The 17,124-nt window shown below is 57.1% G+C and carries 13 protein-coding genes; 10 read left to right on the top strand and 3 right to left on the bottom strand.

Features of this window, described 5'->3' with window-relative positions; translation table 11 throughout:
- The first annotated feature begins 59 nt into the window (after positions 1-59).
- The 7 genes from UH5x_RS12210 (at position 60) to UH5x_RS12180 (ending at position 9,595) form a co-directional block, all read left to right on the top strand.
- Complete coding sequence (locus UH5x_RS12210) at positions 60-2,888, top strand: M16 family metallopeptidase (protein WP_482635803.1); 2,829 nt, start codon at positions 60-62, stop codon at positions 2,886-2,888.
- 222 nt (positions 2,889-3,110) lie between these two features.
- Positions 3,111-4,277, top strand: coding sequence for a glycine cleavage system aminomethyltransferase GcvT (gene gcvT / locus UH5x_RS12205; protein WP_482635802.1), 1,167 nt, complete (start codon positions 3,111-3,113; stop codon positions 4,275-4,277).
- Positions 4,278-4,395: 118 nt separating this feature from the next.
- On the top strand, positions 4,396-4,794 hold the full coding sequence (gcvH, locus tag UH5x_RS12200; RefSeq protein ID WP_482635801.1) for a glycine cleavage system protein GcvH: 399 nt from the start codon (positions 4,396-4,398) through the stop codon (positions 4,792-4,794).
- A 4-nt stretch (positions 4,795-4,798) separates the two neighbouring features.
- The gene (gene gcvPA / locus UH5x_RS12195) at positions 4,799-6,202 is read left to right on the top strand and encodes an aminomethyl-transferring glycine dehydrogenase subunit GcvPA (RefSeq protein ID WP_047814231.1); all 1,404 of its coding nucleotides are present in this window, start codon (positions 4,799-4,801) and stop codon (positions 6,200-6,202) included.
- A 33-nt stretch (positions 6,203-6,235) separates the two neighbouring features.
- Positions 6,236-7,738: an aminomethyl-transferring glycine dehydrogenase subunit GcvPB gene (gene gcvPB / locus UH5x_RS12190; RefSeq protein ID WP_482635800.1), complete on the top strand. Its 1,503-nt coding sequence runs from the start codon at positions 6,236-6,238 to the stop codon at positions 7,736-7,738.
- Positions 7,735-8,562 (top strand): lipoate--protein ligase family protein, encoded by an 828-nt coding sequence (locus UH5x_RS12185; RefSeq protein WP_482635799.1) that lies wholly within the window; start codon positions 7,735-7,737, stop codon positions 8,560-8,562. The genes gcvPB and UH5x_RS12185 overlap by 4 nt, the downstream gene beginning before the upstream one ends.
- Before the next feature lie 91 nt (positions 8,563-8,653).
- Entirely contained in the window at positions 8,654-9,595 is a 942-nt protein-coding gene (locus tag UH5x_RS12180) for a hypothetical protein (RefSeq protein WP_083434897.1), read from the top strand.
- 369 nt (positions 9,596-9,964) lie between these two features.
- Here the strand turns inward: UH5x_RS12180 and thiD are convergent, their stop codons facing one another.
- The 3 genes from thiD to UH5x_RS12165 all read right to left on the bottom strand — a co-directional run bounded on the left by thiD (position 9,965) and on the right by UH5x_RS12165 (position 12,914).
- Positions 9,965-10,753: a bifunctional hydroxymethylpyrimidine kinase/phosphomethylpyrimidine kinase gene (gene thiD, locus UH5x_RS12175; protein ID WP_482635798.1), complete on the bottom strand. Its 789-nt coding sequence runs from the start codon at positions 10,751-10,753 to the stop codon at positions 9,965-9,967.
- Positions 10,754-10,760: 7 nt separating this feature from the next.
- Complete coding sequence (locus tag UH5x_RS12170) at positions 10,761-12,218, bottom strand: sigma-54-dependent transcriptional regulator (RefSeq protein WP_047814234.1); 1,458 nt, start codon at positions 12,216-12,218, stop codon at positions 10,761-10,763.
- A gap of 126 nt (positions 12,219-12,344) precedes the next feature.
- On the bottom strand, positions 12,345-12,914 hold the full coding sequence (locus tag UH5x_RS12165) for a carbon storage regulator (protein WP_482635797.1): 570 nt from the start codon (positions 12,912-12,914) through the stop codon (positions 12,345-12,347).
- A 286-nt stretch (positions 12,915-13,200) separates the two neighbouring features.
- Between UH5x_RS12165 and UH5x_RS12160 the strand changes: the two genes are divergently transcribed.
- The 3 genes from UH5x_RS12160 to UH5x_RS12150 all read left to right on the top strand — a co-directional run bounded on the left by UH5x_RS12160 (position 13,201) and on the right by UH5x_RS12150 (position 17,108).
- Complete coding sequence (locus tag UH5x_RS12160; RefSeq protein WP_482635796.1) at positions 13,201-14,127, top strand: hypothetical protein; 927 nt, start codon at positions 13,201-13,203, stop codon at positions 14,125-14,127.
- Between the two features lie 58 nt (positions 14,128-14,185).
- Positions 14,186-15,085 (top strand): lysophospholipid acyltransferase family protein, encoded by a 900-nt coding sequence (locus UH5x_RS12155; RefSeq protein WP_482635795.1) that lies wholly within the window; start codon positions 14,186-14,188, stop codon positions 15,083-15,085.
- A gap of 733 nt (positions 15,086-15,818) precedes the next feature.
- The gene (locus UH5x_RS12150; protein WP_173442646.1) at positions 15,819-17,108 is read left to right on the top strand and encodes a 6-phosphofructokinase; all 1,290 of its coding nucleotides are present in this window, start codon (positions 15,819-15,821) and stop codon (positions 17,106-17,108) included.
- Positions 17,109-17,124 lie beyond the last annotated feature (16 nt).

The raw sequence follows: 17,124 nt of genomic DNA, 5'->3' as shown, positions 1-17,124 counted from the left end.
CCTCGCCGTTACAATTCGGGCGTCCCTCAGCTCACACATCACTCCAACGAGACGATCGGATGAATTTCGCAATGCTTTCACACCTGGATGTGGCGGCGGTTCCGTGCCGCTTCGGTCGAAGTGCGCCCGCCATTTGGCTGGGTAGCTTGGTCGCTGCTCTCTGTTTGATTCCCAACCTCAGTTCTGCCGAAGACACGGCAAAAAAGGATTCGTCCGTGCCATCGAAACTCCATGAAGTCGAGGGGATCAGCGAGTACACGCTGCCCAACGGCGTGAAGGTTTTGCTCTTTCCCGATGAGAGCAAAGAGGTCGTGACGGTCAACATGACCGTGTTCGTTGGCTCGCGTCACGAAGGCTACGGCGAAGCCGGGATGGCGCACTTGCTCGAGCACATGTTGTTCAAGGGCACTCCCACGCATCCGGAGGTTCCCAAGGCGTTGCAGGATCGCGGGGCGCGGTTCAACGGCACGACTTGGATGGACCGTACCAATTACTACGAAACATTGCCGGCTAGCGAAGACAATCTCGAATTCGCCTTGAATTTAGAAGCCGACCGATTGCTCAACAGCAACATCAAAGGCGAGGACCTCGAAAGCGAAATGACCGTGGTTCGCAACGAGTTCGAGCGAGGAGAGAACTCGCCCATGCGAGTCCTGATGCAGCGAATCGAATCGGCCGCATTTGATTGGCACAACTATGGCAAATCGACGATTGGCAACCGCAGTGACATCGAACGGGTGCCGGTTGTCAAACTGCGCCAGTTCTATCGCAAGTATTATCGCCCCGACAACGTGATGGTCATCATCGCGGGCAATTTCGATGTCGATCACGCCTTGAAATCGGTCAATGACGCGTTTGGCAGCCTACCGGTTCCGAGCACGCCGATCGACGAAACCTACACGGTCGAGCCACCCAAAGACGGGGAGCGGACGGTTGTGTTGCGACGAGTTGGCGACGTGCAAGTCGTCGGCGCCGCGTATCACATCCCCGCCGGCAGTCATCCGGATTATGCCGCGGTGAAGGCGCTCACGAACGTTTTGGGGGACGAACCGAGCGGCCGCTTGTACAAGGAAATGGTTGAAACGGAAATTGCCAGCAGCGTGTTCGCGATGTCATTTGGTTTTCGCGAGCCTGGTTTGTTGATGACAATGGCGGAAGTCCCGGCGGAGCAGTCCATCGAGCAGGCCCGTGCCAAGTTGATTGAGTTGATGGAAAACGATTGGGCCGACCATCCAATCACGGAAGAGGAAGTCGAACGTGCCAAGCAGCAGATGTTGAAGTCTCGCGAATTAGAGTCGGCCAACACCGACAAGATCGCAGTCTCGCTCAGTGACTGGGCGGCCCAAGGCGATTGGCGTTTGTATTTCTTGTACCGCGACGCGGTGGAAGCTTTGACGGTTGATCAAGTCCGCGAAGTGGCCAGTCGCTATCTGAAACGGAACAATCGCACCGTGGGATTGTTCATTCCATCGGCCGAGTCAGATCGCGTCAGCGTGCCCGAATCGCCTGATTTGGTCGCCTTGTTGAAGGACTACAAGGGCCGCGCTGCGGTGGCTGCGGGAGAACGTTTTGATCCCGATCCGGAGGCGATTGAAGAGCGAGTGCAACGCGGGAAATTGGTTGGCGGGATTGAGTACGCCGTCCTGCCCAAGAAGACTCGCGGTGATTCGGTTTCGGTTTTGATGACCCTGCGGTTCGGGACGCCTGAATCGCTCAAGGACAAACTGGGGGCGGTTGAACTGTTGGGCATGATGATGGCTCGCGGGACCGAAAACCTCGACTACCAACAGTTGCAGGACGAGTGGACTCGGTTGCGTGCCGAAGTTCAGATCTACAGTTTGAAGGGCGTGTTGCAGGTTCAGGTGCAAACCAAGCAAGAGTTTTTGCCGGAAGTGATTGAGTTGTTGGGCAAGATCTTCCGTTCACCTCGCCTGGAGCCATCGGAGCTGGAAGTGATGCGGCGTCAGGTCGTCACCGGTTTGGAAAAGAACAAGACCGAACCCAATGCGTTGGCACCTCGCCGGGTTCAGCAAATGCTTTCGCCGTACAGCAAGGATGACATTCGCTATGTCATGACGATCGACGAAGAGATTGCCATGTACGAAGGAACGACGATCGAGCAAATTCGTCAGTTGCATGACGAGTACCTTGGCAACCAAGCCGGTGAGCTGGCCGTCGTTGGCAACATCGAGGTCGAGCCCACGCTGGAGAAGTTTCGAGCGATCTTGGAAGGTTGGGAGACCGAGCAGCCGTTCGAGCGAATCGTGACGCCGGCACAGCCTGACATTCCGGGTGCGGTTGTGACGATCGAAACGCCGGACAAATCCAACGCGTTGTTGTACAGCGGCCAGCAATACAAGCTGGCAGATTCGGATCCTGAGTACGCGTCGCTGGTGCTGGGGAACTTCATCTTGGGCGGCGGATCGCTGAGCAGCCGTTTGGCCAATCGGGTGCGTCAGCAAGAAGGGTTGTCGTACGGTGTCCGCAGCGGATTGACGGCAGCGAATTTTGCGGTGGATGAGAAGGTCAGCTTCACGCTGTACGCGATCACCAACCCGGCCAACAAAGACAAATTGCTTCGCGTGATTCGTGAAGAGGTCGATCGATTGCTGGAAGAGGGGGTCACCGAAGAGGAGTTGGAGCAAGCCAAGGGGGCTTATTTGCAAGCCGAACGGATTGGCCGAACGGGTGATTCGAAGCTGGCTAGCATGCTGGTCAAATCGGTCTTCAACGATCGCACGATGGCATTTGTGGCCGAACATGAAACGCAAATTCAGGCGGCCACCGTCGACTCGGTGAATGCCGCTCTGAAAAAATACGTGGATCTCGATGGCTTGGTGATGGCCATCGCGGGTGACTTTGCGGCGGTCCAGCAGCCAGCAGAGTGATCTTGTCGCAGTTCGGCTGCGATCGATCTACAAAAAATGACTGAAGCCGGACCGGGCGGGTGCCAGGTCCGGCTTTTGTTGTTTACACTCGGCACCAACATTGATCTTTTTCATCCGAGTGTTTCGTCCTTGTCCAGGGTTCCGGCTGGCTGGTGTTGTGCCAGTTGAGAGGGGACCCTCCCGATGAGGTTCGTTTTTGCCTGCGTTGTCGAGCGTTTTTATATGACAACTTCATCCACCAACGATCCTGTGGAAAATCCTTCCGCCCCAGCGGACTGTCTGCAAACACCGTTGGACGCGTGGCACCGCGAGGCGGGGGCCAAGATGGTTCCCTTCGCCGGCTACTCGATGCCGATTCAGTACGAGGGCATCGTCGCGGAACACCAAGCGTGTCGAAATTCGGCCGCTCTGTTTGATGTGTCGCACATGGGCCGCCTGCGTTTCGACGGTGATCATGCGGCTGAGTTTCTCGACCACATGCTGACTCGCCGAGTGACCGACATGGTGCCTGGCCAGGTTCGCTACGGCATGGTCTGCAACGCAGAAGGCGGCGTGCTGGACGATGTGTTGGTTTCGTTCTTGCAAACCCCATCGGAACGACGTTTTCACCTGTTGGTTGTCAACGCATCCAACCGGGAAAAGATCCTGAAGTGGTTCGAGCCTCACCTGGCCGACTTTCCCACCGTGACGATGTCGGATCGGACGGAGTTGACCGCGATGATCGCGGTTCAGGGACCGATGGCGATCGAAGTTTGCAAGAAACTGTTCACGATCGATCCCTCTCGCCTAAAAAATTACAGCGCGTTCATCACCGACCAATTCGCAAAGCCTGTCATCGTCAGTCGGACCGGGTACACCGGTGAGGACGGTTTGGAATTGATCGTCCGCGCGGAAGAAGCCCAACGGGTTTGGGAAAACGTCTTGCTCGCCGGTCGTGAAGCTGGTTTCAAACCCGCTGGTTTGGGCGCTCGCGACACGCTGCGAATGGAAGCCGGGATGCCACTCTACGGGCATGAACTGGACGAAACGATTGATCCGATCACCGCTGGTTTGAAGTTTGGTTGCAACCTGAAAGACCGGCACTTCATCGGCGATCAAGCTTTGCAGGCCGTTGTCGATCAAGGCCGGACGCGTTGCCGAATTGGATTGCTGCCGACTGGAAAACGTCCTGCCCGAGAAGGCTGTGCCGTGCTGACAGCGGATGGCGAAACGATCGGGAAAGTCACCAGCGGTGGTCCATCACCCACATTGGGTGTTCCGATCGCGATGGCGACGATTGATGCCAAGCATGCGAAAGACGCGAGCTTCCAAATCGACATTCGTGGCAAGACCACCGAAGCGTTGCCGACCAAGTTGCCGTTTTACAAACGTCCGGTCGCTGCATCCTGATTTCCGTGGTGCGTTGTTTGACGAATGCCAAGGCAACCTAGCGTTGGCAATCGTTGGCCGTATCATTCATTGATTCACTTTTTTCTTTCATTTTTCATTGATTCGTTAGGAGCCTCTGATGGCACGAGACCCTTCGACCCTGCGTTATGCCGAGACCCATGAGTGGGTGGACGTCCAAAAAGAAGGCGGCGACAAGTTCGCAACGATCGGTATCTCAGCGTTCGCCGTCGAGCAACTCAACGACTTGGTCTACATGGACCTCCCCGAAGTCGGACGAGAACTTGAAATTGGCGAAGAATTCGGTGAAGTCGAATCCGTCAAAGCGGTTAGCCCTCTGTACAGCCCGGTGGCTGGTGAAGTCGTCGCAGTTCACTCCGATCTGCCTGACAACTTGGACAACTTGAACGACGACGCGTTCGACTTTGGATGGATTCTAAAAGTGAAATTGTCAGCGGATCTGCCTGATTCGTTGATGGACTTTGCCGCTTATCAAAAACAGTGCTCCGAAGCAGGTTGATCGAATGAGTTATCTCTTTCACACCGACGAAGACCGCCGTGAAATGTTGAAATCGATTGGTGCTGAAAGCATCGATGAGATCATCAACGATCAGGTGCCCGAAGCGGTTCGTTTGAAACGTCCCTTGAATTTGCCGCCCGCATGCAACGAGTTGGCGCTGACCGCCGAGATGACGCGGTTGGCAGCACGCAACGCTTCGGCTGATTCGCACGTGTGCTTCTTGGGTGGCGGTGCTTACGACCACTTCATCCCTGCCGCCGTGGATGAAATTGCGTCGCGAGGGGAGTACTACACCTCTTACACGCCGTACCAAGCCGAAGTCAGCCAAGGCAATTTGCAGGTGATGTTTGAGTACGAAACCTTGGTCACGCAGTTGACTGGGTTGGGTGTCAGCAACGCCAGTCTGTACGACGGTGGGTCCGCTGCGACGGAAGCGGTGTTGATGGCTTTGTCGATGCAACGTGGCCGCAACAAGGTCATCACGACCGATGTGGTTCATCCACAGTACCGTGACATCCTGGTGGCTTACCTCAAGAACATCGACGCTGAGTTGGTGGTGGTTCCGTCGGATGAGAATGGGCACTCCAAGCCCATGATCGATGCGATCGATGACAAAACCGCTTGCGTGCTGATCCAGCATCCGAACTTTGTCGGTCAACTCGAATCGGTTTCCGAGATCGCTGCCGCGGCCAAAGAAGCCGGGGCACTGACGATTCAAGTGTTCGATCCGGTCAGCTTGGGACGTCTGAAACGTCCGGGTGACATGGGCGTCGACATTGCCATCGCCGAAGGACAAAGCTTGGGCAACCCGCTGGCCTACGGCGGCCCTTACCTGGGCATCATGGCGTGCCGAGATGAGTTGGTGCGTCGCTTGCCTGGCCGGATTGCGGGACAAACGACTGACCGTCGTGGGAAACGCTGCTGGGTGTTGACGCTGCAGACTCGCGAGCAACACATTCGCCGCGAAAAAGCGACCAGCAACATTTGCAGCAACCAAACGCTGTTGGCCTTGCGAGCGACCGTGCACCTGTCGTTGCTCGGCCCAGAAGGTTTGAAAGAGACTGCGGATCACTGCATCGCGAAAACGGCTTATGCCAAAGAAGTGATCGCGAAATCGGAACGATTTGAAGTGGTCGGCGAAGGTCCCTCGCTGAAAGAGTTTGTCGTGCGAGATCTCGGTGCGGACGTGGCTGGATTGTTGGCTCATGCCCGTGAACAAGGTTTGTTGGCAGGGATCGACATGACGCCGATGTGCGTCGGTGGTTCGGAAGCCTCGGAGCCCGCGGTTGCTTTGCCGTCGCGATACGAGCAGTGTTTCTTGGTCGCGGTGACCGAAAAACGTTCGCGAGTGGAGATTGATCGTTGGGCCAATGTGCTCTGCGAAGCTCCCTCGATGGCCACGGTTTGATTCTACGAAGTTCTCTCTTTTATTCACGCAACCATGCGAAACCAACAATCGACTCAGCTTCTGTTTGAACTCAGCCGTGCTGGACGACGAGCTCACCGACTTGGTGATTTGGACGTGCCTTCGGTGAATGTGGACGATTTGTTCACAGCAGAATCGCTCGCCGAAACGCCTCCCCCACTTCCCGAGTTGGCCGAAGGCGACGTGGTGCGTCACTTCGTTTGTTTGTCGACGCTGAATATGAGCGTCGACACGCACTTTTACCCGTTGGGTTCGTGCACGATGAAGTACAACCCGAAACGCAACGAACGCATCGCATCGTTGCCTGGGTTCTTGAATGTGCACCCACTGCAACATGAGTCGGGCCTGCAAGGGTTGCTGGAGTTGTTGTACGAACTGCAGGGCATGTTCGCTGAGATCAGCGGTTTGCCAGGCGTGTCGATGCAGCCTGCTGCAGGGGCGCATGGTGAGTTGGCGGCATTGTTGGTCGCGGCGGCTTACTTCCGTGAACAGGGCAGCGACCGAAACGTGGTTTTGACCGCCGACTCGGCTCACGGGACCAACCCCGCCAGCGCTCAGATGGCCGGTTTCAAAACCAAGACGGTCAAGAGCAACGCGAATGGTTTGGTGGACCTGGAAGATCTCAAAGCCAAGCTCGATGACAAGACCGCCGTGTTCATGCTGACCAATCCGAACACGCTGGGATTGTTTGATAGCCAGATCGAAGAGATCAACCAACTGGTTCACGATGCCGGAGCGTTGATCTACTTGGACGGTGCCAACATGAACGCGATCTTGGGCATCACTCGTCCAGGTGACTTCGGTGCGGATTTGATGCATTACAACCCACACAAGACTTTCTCCGGACCTCATGGCGGTGGCGGTCCTGGTGCAGGTCCGATTTGCGTTCGTGACTTCTTGGCCAAGTATTTGCCGGGGCCGATCGTGACTCGCGTCGAAAACGAAAATGCGACGAGTGACGACGATCGTTACACCTATCATCTGACATCGCCTTCGGGTGATTCGATCGGACGTGTGCGTAGCTTCTTTGGCAACACAGGTGTGCTGGTGCGAGCGTACATCTACCTGCGGACTTACGGTGGGGATGGCTTGCGGCATGTCAGCGAAGACGCTGTTCTTGGTGCCAACTACTTGCTCAGCAAGGTCAAGCATTTCCTCGACGTGCCGCATGGCAATCGTTGCATGCACGAGTTCGTGGCCTCGGCTTCCCGGTTGAAGAAAGAAAAGCATCTGTCCGCGATGGACATCGCCAAGCGGATTTTGGACTACGGATTCCACGCTCCCACGGTGTACTTCCCGTTGGTGGTGGATGAAGCCGTGATGGTGGAGCCAACTGAAACGGAAAGCAAGCAAACGCTGGATGCGTTCGTGGAGGCTCTCTTCCGGATCACGGAAGAAGGCGAAGAGTTGATTCATGATGCTCCCCACTCGACGCGAATCAGTCGTCCCGATGACGTGACGGCAGCTCGGCGTCCGGTTTTGAAATGGACCGATGCGGCGGGCGAATCGGCGACGTGAGTGGCGTTCCCTCCGTTCGTGGGCGATTGATCGAGCTGGTGCAGCACGATGCGGCTGCGAACATGGCGATCGATGAAGCGTTGTTGAACAGCGTTGCCATGGGAGCACCACCGACGCTGCGATTTTACGGGTGGAAACGGCCGACGTTGTCACTCGGCTACTTTCAACCGCTGGCCGGGGCAAAGGCTTGGGCGGAGCGAACCGGCGTCGCTCTGGGAGCGGACGGCGACGTGGATCTGGTTCGCCGGTCCACGGGTGGTGGTGCCATTCTGCATCATGCTGAGCTGACGCTGTCGTTGACCTTGCCGATGAACGTGTCGGACACGGGCGCGCGCGAGGCCACGTATCGAAACGTGCACGAGGCGATCGCGGACGAGCTCAAACTCTTGGGTGTCGACGCGAAACCGTTTCGAACCTTGGGGACGAGCGCGGTTTCGCGACCGGAAGCCGATGCGGCAGTGCCTGCGAAGGCGAGCAAAGGAGACGAGCCATTTTTGTGCTTCCAACGTCGCACCGACGAGGATTTGATCGTCAGCGGCTACAAGGTGCTTGGCAGTGCACAACGCAGAACCAAGGGCGCGTTGCTGCAGCACGGCAGTTTGCTATGGAGTGTTTCGCCTCACGCGGATGTCTTGCCGGGGATGCAGCAGTTGGCTGGCCGGCAGTTGAACCTCGAAGCATTCATTCGCGGTTTGAAGCGGCGTTTGGAGACAATCTTTGGAATCGATTGGCAGTCCGGATCGCTGGAGTCGACGGAGCTGGAAGCTGCCGAACAAATTGTGACGCAGCGATACGGCAATCCGGACTGGACTGCGAAAAGATAGCAGTGGGGGAGCGGGGCTTCGCACAGCGGGGGCGGAGATCGTTACACTGCAGGAATCCCTTTCTGCAAATGCTCCGCATCGAAGGCATCTCATGGCGATTCAATTCAATTGTTCTTCGTGCAACGCTGTGTTGCGTGTGGGTGACGAATCGGCAGGCAAGTCGGCGCGTTGTCCCACGTGTCAAAGCATCCAGCCCATTCCCGGACCGTCGGCTCCCACACCCAGCGATGATCCGTTTGGTGCTTTCAAATCGGAATTCAACGAACCGCCTGCCGCATCGCCGTCCAATCCCTACGCATCGCCGGTGACGTCCCACACCTCCACCAGCGTCGCGGCGGGTGGTTATCAGCCGACAGCGACTGATTTCGGAGAGATTTTCTCGCACACGTGGCAGGCCTTCAAACGCAATGTGGGCGTCTTGGTGGGGGCAACTGTGGTGGTTGGTGCGGTCTCCTTCCTTTTCAACATCATCACGTCCATCTTGGATTCGGCTGCGGACAACAACAATCGCATGGAGTTCGTGGTGTTGTCGCTGGTGGTGAGCTTGTTGGGAAGTTGCGTCAACACCTTCATTGGGATTGGGATGGCGCGAATTTGCTTGGCCACCGCCCGTTTTCAGCCTGCTGAACTTGGCACGCTGTTCAGTGGAGGGGACAAGTTTTTGGCGGTGGTGGGGGGCACGATTCTGTACATGATGGGAGCGATGTTTGGCATGCTGTTGCTGATCCTTCCTGGTCTGATCTTCATGCTTCTGCTGTGGCCCTACTACTACTTCATTGTCGATCGCCAGTGTGGCGTGTTTGAATCCTTTTCGAAGGCGTTTGAGGTTGGCAAATTGAACTGGGTGACCTCATTGGTCCTTGGGATTGCCACCATTGTGATTTTCATCGCCGGTGCGTTGGCGTTGTTGGTTGGGCTCTTGTTTGCTGCCCCCTTCATCGGTGTGATGTTCGCCACGACGTACCTGATGATGAAAGGGGAGCACCCTGGGCAGCCAGGGATCTCGCAACCCGGTGCACCTCAGGCGTTTTAGCTGGACAGGTGCTCGTCGTGATTGGAACGGCGGGCGTCATGAAACTCCATTCAACGGATTCAAACGCATGAGCATTCCTTGCTGCCTCGCCCTGTTGGTGTGCACGCTATCGGGTTCGGTTCGTCTTCGGTAATTGTGGGCTATCGCTGGGCTCTCCCCCAGCAAAGCTGAGGGAGAGGTGACTTGTCGATGCGAGACAGAAACTTGCGCACACCAGAAACACTGCAACCCCAAAGATTGAACAGCCCAGGCTGGCGCCCGTCGGCTGATCGCTCAATCCGCGAAATGCACTCGATCAACAGCCTGTAGCCTGGGACAACGTCCCAGGAATGGTGCAAGCATCCGTCCCGCCCCTTGCCCGATCTGGGATCAGTTGATCGGCGTGAGGAGCCCCAGCGGCGAGATGCCTGCGCCGAGTTGGGGGGCATTGCGAATCGCGTTGTGGACAAACGATCGAGCGGTTTGCACGGCGTTGTGCAAGTCCTCGCCTTGAGCGAGGCGTGCCGTGATGGCTGCGGACAGCACGCACCCGCTGCCGTGGGTGCGATTGGATTCCAGTCGCGGTGAACGCAGCAATTGAACACCGCTGGCATCGGCCAAGCAGTCGACTGATTCGTCGCTCAAATGAGCTTTGACCAAGACCGCGCGCGGTCCCAATGCAAGCAGTTTTGCGGCGACGTTGACAAGGTCCTCTTCGCTGCGGACCGTGTGGCCCACCAAGCGTTCGGCCTCAAAGGAATTGGGGGTCACGAGATCCGCCAGCGGAAACAGCCTTTCGATCAGCTTGTCGACCGCATCGTCGTCGATGATGGCATGACCATGTTTGCTGATCATCACGGGATCGATGACCACAGGGCTGGAGGCGGAGTCCAGGCAATCCGCGACTGCCTCGATCATTTCGGCGTTGCCCAGTGCGCCTGTTTTGATGGCAACCAAAGGCAGATCGCTGGAGACACTGGCCCATTGTGTCCGCACAAAATCAGTGGGAACCATCTGAATGCCTTGGACTCCCAGCGTGTTCTGTGCTGTGAGCAGTGTCACCACGCTGCAACCGTACACGCTCAGCGTGTGGAACGTCTTCAAGTCGGCTTGCAATCCCGCCCCGCCAGACGGATCCGAGCCAGCGATCGTGAGTGCAACTGGAGCGGCAGAGGGCATGGGGGAATCAATGGTTGGCGTATTGGAGACGCGGGTCGTCGAGGCCCAGGCGTTTCATTTTTTTGTAGAGCGTTGTTCGATTGATTTCAAGCTCGTCCGCGGTGGCAGCTCGGTTCCAGTTGTGGCGTCGAAGCGAATGGAGAATGATCTCCCGCTCAGGACCTTCGAGCGCTTCTCGCAGACTGCAGCCATCGAGAATGGCTGGGTTGAAGGAGGAGGGGCCGCTCGACGCGGTCACACCCGGCGAGTGCCCGACGCTGCCGATGGAGGCATGTTGGTTGGCGGAGGTTCCGAGCACGTCGGGTGGCAAGTCATCCTTGGTGAGCACGCGATCGGTGGCGAGCAAAACGGCTCGCTCAACCACGTTTTCAAGTTGGCGAACGTTGCCGGGCCAAGCATAGGATTGCAGGGTCTTCATCGCTTCGCGGTCAAAACCATCGACCTCTCGGCCAGCAGTTTCAGCGGCTTCGCGCAGGAAGTGGTCGACCAGCAGAGGAACGTCGCCCGGTCGCTCTCGAAGCGACGGCAAGACGATGTTCACGACGTTGATTCGGTAGTACAAATCTTGACGGAACGAGCCATCAGCGACGGCTTGATCCAGGTTTTCGTTGGTTGCCAAGATGACGCGTGTGTCGACGCTGCGTGTCTCCATGCCACCGAGTGGTTCGAACTGGAGTTCTTGGAGAACGCGAAGCAATTTGACCTGCATGGCTGGTGTTGCCGTTGCGATCTCGTCGAGGAACAACGTTCCGCCGTCGGCGAGTTCAAACTTGCCTCGGCGGTCGGTGTTGGCGCCGGTGTAGGCGCCCGCGACGTGACCGAACAATTCGCTTTCGAGCAAGGTGTCAGGCAACGCACCGCAAGCGACTTCGATGAAGGGGCCACTGCGTCGGTTGCAGCGGTTGTGAATGGCACGGGCGATCATGCTTTTCCCCGTGCCGTTTTCGCCCGTGATCAAAATCGATGCCTTGGCATCCGCGACACTGTCGATGACATCGAAGATTTTCATCATTCGGTAGTCATGGCTGAGGATGTTTTCGAGTCCACTGCGTTGATCGAGTTGTCGACGCAGAGTTTCGTTCTCCGCCTCAATCTGGCGTTGGTTCATGGCGCGATCGATGGCGAGCAACAATTCGTCATCGATGACCGGTTTGGTCAGCAAGTCCACTGCCCCAGCGCGGACGGCTTCCACCGCAGTGTTGGGAGTCGCGTAGCCGGTCATCACCAGAACCGGAGTTTCGCAGTGGTGGCGTTTGATGTCCTTCACCAACGTCATTCCATCGTCACCGCCCAATCGTAAGTCGGTGATCACCAATTCGAACGCGTGTTGTTTGAGTTGTTGGCGTGCGTGTTCGAGCGTGCCAGCCAGATGGATTTCGAAACCTTCATCGGCTAGCCATTCACCCAGCGAGGTTGCCAAGTGATGGTCGTCGTCGACAAGCAGGATCGAAGCAGCGGGCATCATGGTGCGATTCCGAAGCAGGGTGTTTCGTGAGGATTACTCCATTTCCTAGGTCACGTTTGACGATGAGGCAAAAAAGAACACGTGTTGCTTTCGGGCTGCATGGGGGGCGTTTGCCCCGGTTCGATTTCAGGGGGCAGTGAAATAACCGGCCAAAGGACTGCGTTTGAGTGAACCTTCGCCTGTCCGACGACTGACCTTGCCACTGTAGACACGGAATTCTGAGTCAGCGGACTTTTGTGAAACCGTGTCAGTTGCATCGATTGCAGCGGTCATGCGGTTCGCGGTGTTTTCCGAAGGCAACATGTGCCCAACTCGGTTGGAGGAACCCTTTCCTGCCAGTGAGGATGGGGGGGGCGTCCGTTCGACGGCCGATGGTTGCGGACGCTTGGCGATCGAGGCGGGGGACTGAGTTGGTTTCTTGGCAGCGGCAGGGCGGTAGGTGGCTTCGATATCTTCGGTCGTTTTGAGCAATGCCTGGGTGGCTTCGTCGTTCAGGTCCAAGTCGACCACCAGTTGAGTGTCGGTTGTCTCGGTGGCTTCGCTTTCTTTCGGTTCCAGTTCGCCTCGCAGGACACGAATGTCGCGAGGTGCCGAGATGCCAAGCCGGACTTGGTTGTTTCGGACTTTGATGACGGTGATCTTGATGTTGTCGCCGATCACGATTTGTTCGTCGATTTTTCGAGTGAGAACCAACATGGCAGTTTCCTTTGCCCCAGAAGAGAGTCGTTTATGAAGAGCGGATCGTTGCGACCCGCGGTTGTGATGGGGGAGTAATGCAACGGGGATGCCAAACGGGACCGTGAATCGAGATTCTTTTTCGTAAGTCTCTGTGTGGTGGTGGTTTACGTTGTGTAAGACGGTTTTGGGTTTCGGGTGAGTGCAAGATTGGGCAGTAGGTGTTACAAGCGGAGGTCAAGAATTACAAACCGGTCTGGACGCCCCCCGCTGCGGTCGACTATTCCCTGTTCTAGGCACGAATTCGATGCCCAAAATGAATTGGATGGGTCCCGCGATGCTTTCTATTTCCGCCCGTATTGGTCAATTGCCGACTTTCGTTCGGCCTCGGTTGCCGCTTGCGCGGAAATCGAAGTCCTCGGTCAGCGGGATCGCGTGGGTGTTCGGCGGTTTGCTGGTGCCTGTCCTTGGGATGCTGCTGACCAGCGGACAAGCCCAGGCCCAGGATTTCCGTTTGGCCAGTCGTCTCGGTGAAAAGTCCGAGCAGGCTGGTTCGCCGAACTTCACCCTCACCACCAAGATCTATTTCGCGGGTGAGCGAAATCCGAACTCGGTCCACCAGAACATCTTCCATGACGGTGTGATCTACAGCGTGTCGGAATCGGATCCTCGTTTTCTGACGGTGTTTGATCTGAACCAGTCAGTGATTGTTTTGTTGGATCAGCAAACCAAGACGCGTTGCTCCGTTTCGATGGACGTGTTGACTCAGTTGACTGCTCGCGCGGACGCGACGGTCACGGATCCAAAGCGTCGGGAACGACTGGGGATGAATGCCAGGGTGAGATCGCTCGGCAACCATCGCTATGAGATGACGTACCCGGGTGTTCGCTATGAAGTGGAGGGTGTTGTGCCTCCGTCGCCTGCCATGGCAGTTGCCAATGCTCAGTTGGTTGATTGGGCCTGCCGTCTGAACATCGCTCGCCCTCGCGGTTTGCCACCGTTTGGTCGGATGCGATTGAACGATGAACTGTGGAAGCAATCGCTGATTGGCGTGAAAACAAACTTGACGATTGACCGGAATGGCGCTGACGGCGAACCGGTCATGAAAGCAAACCTGAACATTGAATCGACTTGGTCCGAGGGCATTGATGACGCTGCCCAGCGTCAGATTGATCAGGCCATGGGCCACCGAGTCGTTTACAAACAAGTGAACTGGAACGAGTTCGCTGACTGAGTTGCCAGCGCTGTGATCGCTTCGGCAATGTTTGCCATCGAAGGGATGTCCTTCCGTGGTGGCGTTTCCTTTGGTTGTCCTACGTCGTTGTCTGTTTTTTCCTACTCCCTCGATGAAAGTCCCACCACTCGTGAATCCAGTGATCGGAGCAGGCATCGCTGTGACGTTCAGGTTGTTTCGACTCACGTTTCGAATACGTGTTCGCAATGACCAACGTGAACGCTTGGTGCAGCGAACCGGCAAGCAGTACGCGCTTGCGATTCTGCATGCTCATCAGTTAGCTGCCTTGTCATTGTCCGCGCCCAAAGTGGGGGCGATGGTGTCTCGTTCCCGTGACGGGGATTTGTTGATGCCGTTGCTTCGAGGCAACGGATGTGTGCCGATTCGTGGCAGCAGCGGAGTGGGAGAAAAGGGGGGCGCCACGGCGCTGACCAAGATGATCCGCCACGTGAAGGATGGCAATCCAAGCGTGATCGCGGTCGATGGGCCGCGCGGGCCTCGTGGGGTCGTGCAAAAAGGGATTGCGATGGTGGCGATCAAAGCCGACGTGCCGATCGTCCCCGTGGTGCTGATTCCCCGGCGACGTTGGATCATGCCCAAAGCATGGGATCGAATGCAGATTCTGTTGCCGTTCACTCGGGTGGACGCGTTGTTTGGCGACCCGATCTTTCCGGCTCCTGGGCAGTCCATCGACGACCTGAGAGAGAAGGTGGCAGAATCCTTGCGAGTCATGGAGCATCGCATGGATCCCGAAGAAGCCGAGCTGTGTGATCGTTTGTGCAGTGAAAAAGCTGGCTCTCGCCGCCGCAAGAATCGACTCGCTCCGCCGGTTTCTGGATCGTCGTCTGGCGAGACAGGCGAATCGGTCGGGGGGACGGACGAGGCTGTCACGCCTTCAGGGACGCTTCGGGACGCTGAAAATCTCGCTTCCGGCATGAGCAAACGAGCCGCCGCGTAGCAGGGAACGGATCGCTTCGGGCCGGTTGGGGTTACCCGCGGGATCCGATGCTGAACCCTCGCTTCGCTTCGGTTGACCCTCCCAAAAGGGAGGCCTGGCGAATCGGTGGTAAGCGGTCCAATCAAGGTGGTCGCATTTTGCTCGTGTTTCACAGGGGCTCGCGTTCGCGAGTGAGGCCACGAAGTGGTCACAGACGGTAGCCGGTGGTCGAGCAAAGCGAAAACCACCGGACAGCGACAAAAGATCGCGGCGTCGGCCCCGAAGGGAGTCGCAGAAAGCTCGGCCGTCAAAGTCTTCGACCCCTTCGGGGTCAACCGTGTGATCGGGGGGCATCCCGGCGGTGTTCGCTTCGCTCGACCGCCGGCTACCCTCTGCATTCCCTCCGGGAAAGAAGGCGCACCGTCGCAATCCCCACCATCCCACCTGTTTCCAGCCCAACGCTGCGATCACCGGTGGAGAATGTCACAGCCCCCAGGGCGTCTGTTTCACGCCTTCAGAGACACGACCAAAGCGATGGGGCAAAGCTTTCCTATCCCTCCCAAATGCACACCGATTCGTCAGGCCACCAAAAGGGAAGGTGATGATCAGCGTCAGGCGAAACGAACCTTGAAATCGGCACACGACCTGTCGGATTGGCAGGCGTCTTGGCGAAACGGAGTGGATGCTTAGAATCTGGGCTCTCGATCGCAACGCGATTGTCTTCGGAAATTCCTCTTCACCAGGCAGTGTCATCGTGGCTGAGCTCGCTCATCACAATTTGGATATCAAACGCGTCGCGATCTTGTTCGCTGGCGGACCCGCTCCCGCCGCCAACGCGGTCATCAGTACCGCTGCGTTTTCGTTCCTGGAAGAAGGTGCTCAGGTCTTCGGCATCAAGCACGGTTACAGCCGTTTGGCGGAGTACACCGCGGCGGGGCCGTTGCAAGAAGGCACCGATTACATGCGGTTCACGCACGATTCGCTGACCCACGCTCGCAGTAGCCGTGGGATCATGATCGGAACGGCTCGGACCAACCCCGGCAAACACGTCAGCAGCCCCGAGCATCTGAAAGATCCCGAGTTGGTCGCGCCGCTTCGCCGCGTGTATGAAGGCCTGTGTTCGCTGGAAGTCGACGCGTTGATCTCGATCGGCGGCGACGACACACTGAAAACCGCGAACAAACTCAAAATGTTCCAAGACAACCTGCCCGGCGAGGCACGTCGTTTCCCGGTGGTTCATCTGCCCAAAACGATCGACAACGATTACTCAGGCATTGATTTCACGTTTGGATTCTTCACCGCCGTGGAAACCTTGGCCGAAGAAATCCGTAACTTGAACTACGACGCGGCGGCTGGTCGTGCGTACTTCTTGTGCGAAGCGATGGGCCGCAGTGCCGGTTGGCTGGCGTACGGTGCCGCGATTGCCGGTGAAGCCAGCATGGTGCTCAGCGTGGAAGACATCATCGGAGCACTGGCGGAAGAAGAAGTCGTCAATCAAGAGACTGGCGAGACTCGCAAGATCATGGCGATGGATCGTGTGATCGATCGGATGGTCGACATGATGCTGGCTCGCGAACGGGAAGGCCGCCAATACGGCACGATCGTGATCGCGGAAGGCATGGCGGAGTACCTACCCGCGAAGTATCTCGAAGGCGTCACTCGCGATGATCACGGTCACATCAACATCTCGTTGGTGAACCTTTCAGCGCTGATGTCCCGCTTGTTGGCCGCTCGCTACAACGAACGCACCGGTCGGACTCGCAAGGTGAACGGATTGCAAATGGGATACGAATCTCGTTGTGCACCACCACACGCTTACGATGTCATGTTGGGATCGCAACTCGGCGTCGGTGCTTACCGAGCGCTCGTGGAAGAGAAACTCAACGGCGTGATGGTTTCCGTTTCCGGCCAATTTGATTTGCACTTTGTGCCGTTTGAAGAATTGGTTGACCCGCAAACGCTGGTCACCAAGGTTCGCTTCATCGAGCAGAACTCGGATTTCCATCGCTTGGCACGGTTCCTGGAAACCTGCATCGACAATTGATCGATGCGTCACTGGA

The organism is Rhodopirellula sp. UH5, from assembly GCF_056839225.1.
The sequence above is the reverse complement of the archived record's forward strand: the minus strand, read 5'-3'. Positions and strand labels throughout refer to the sequence as shown.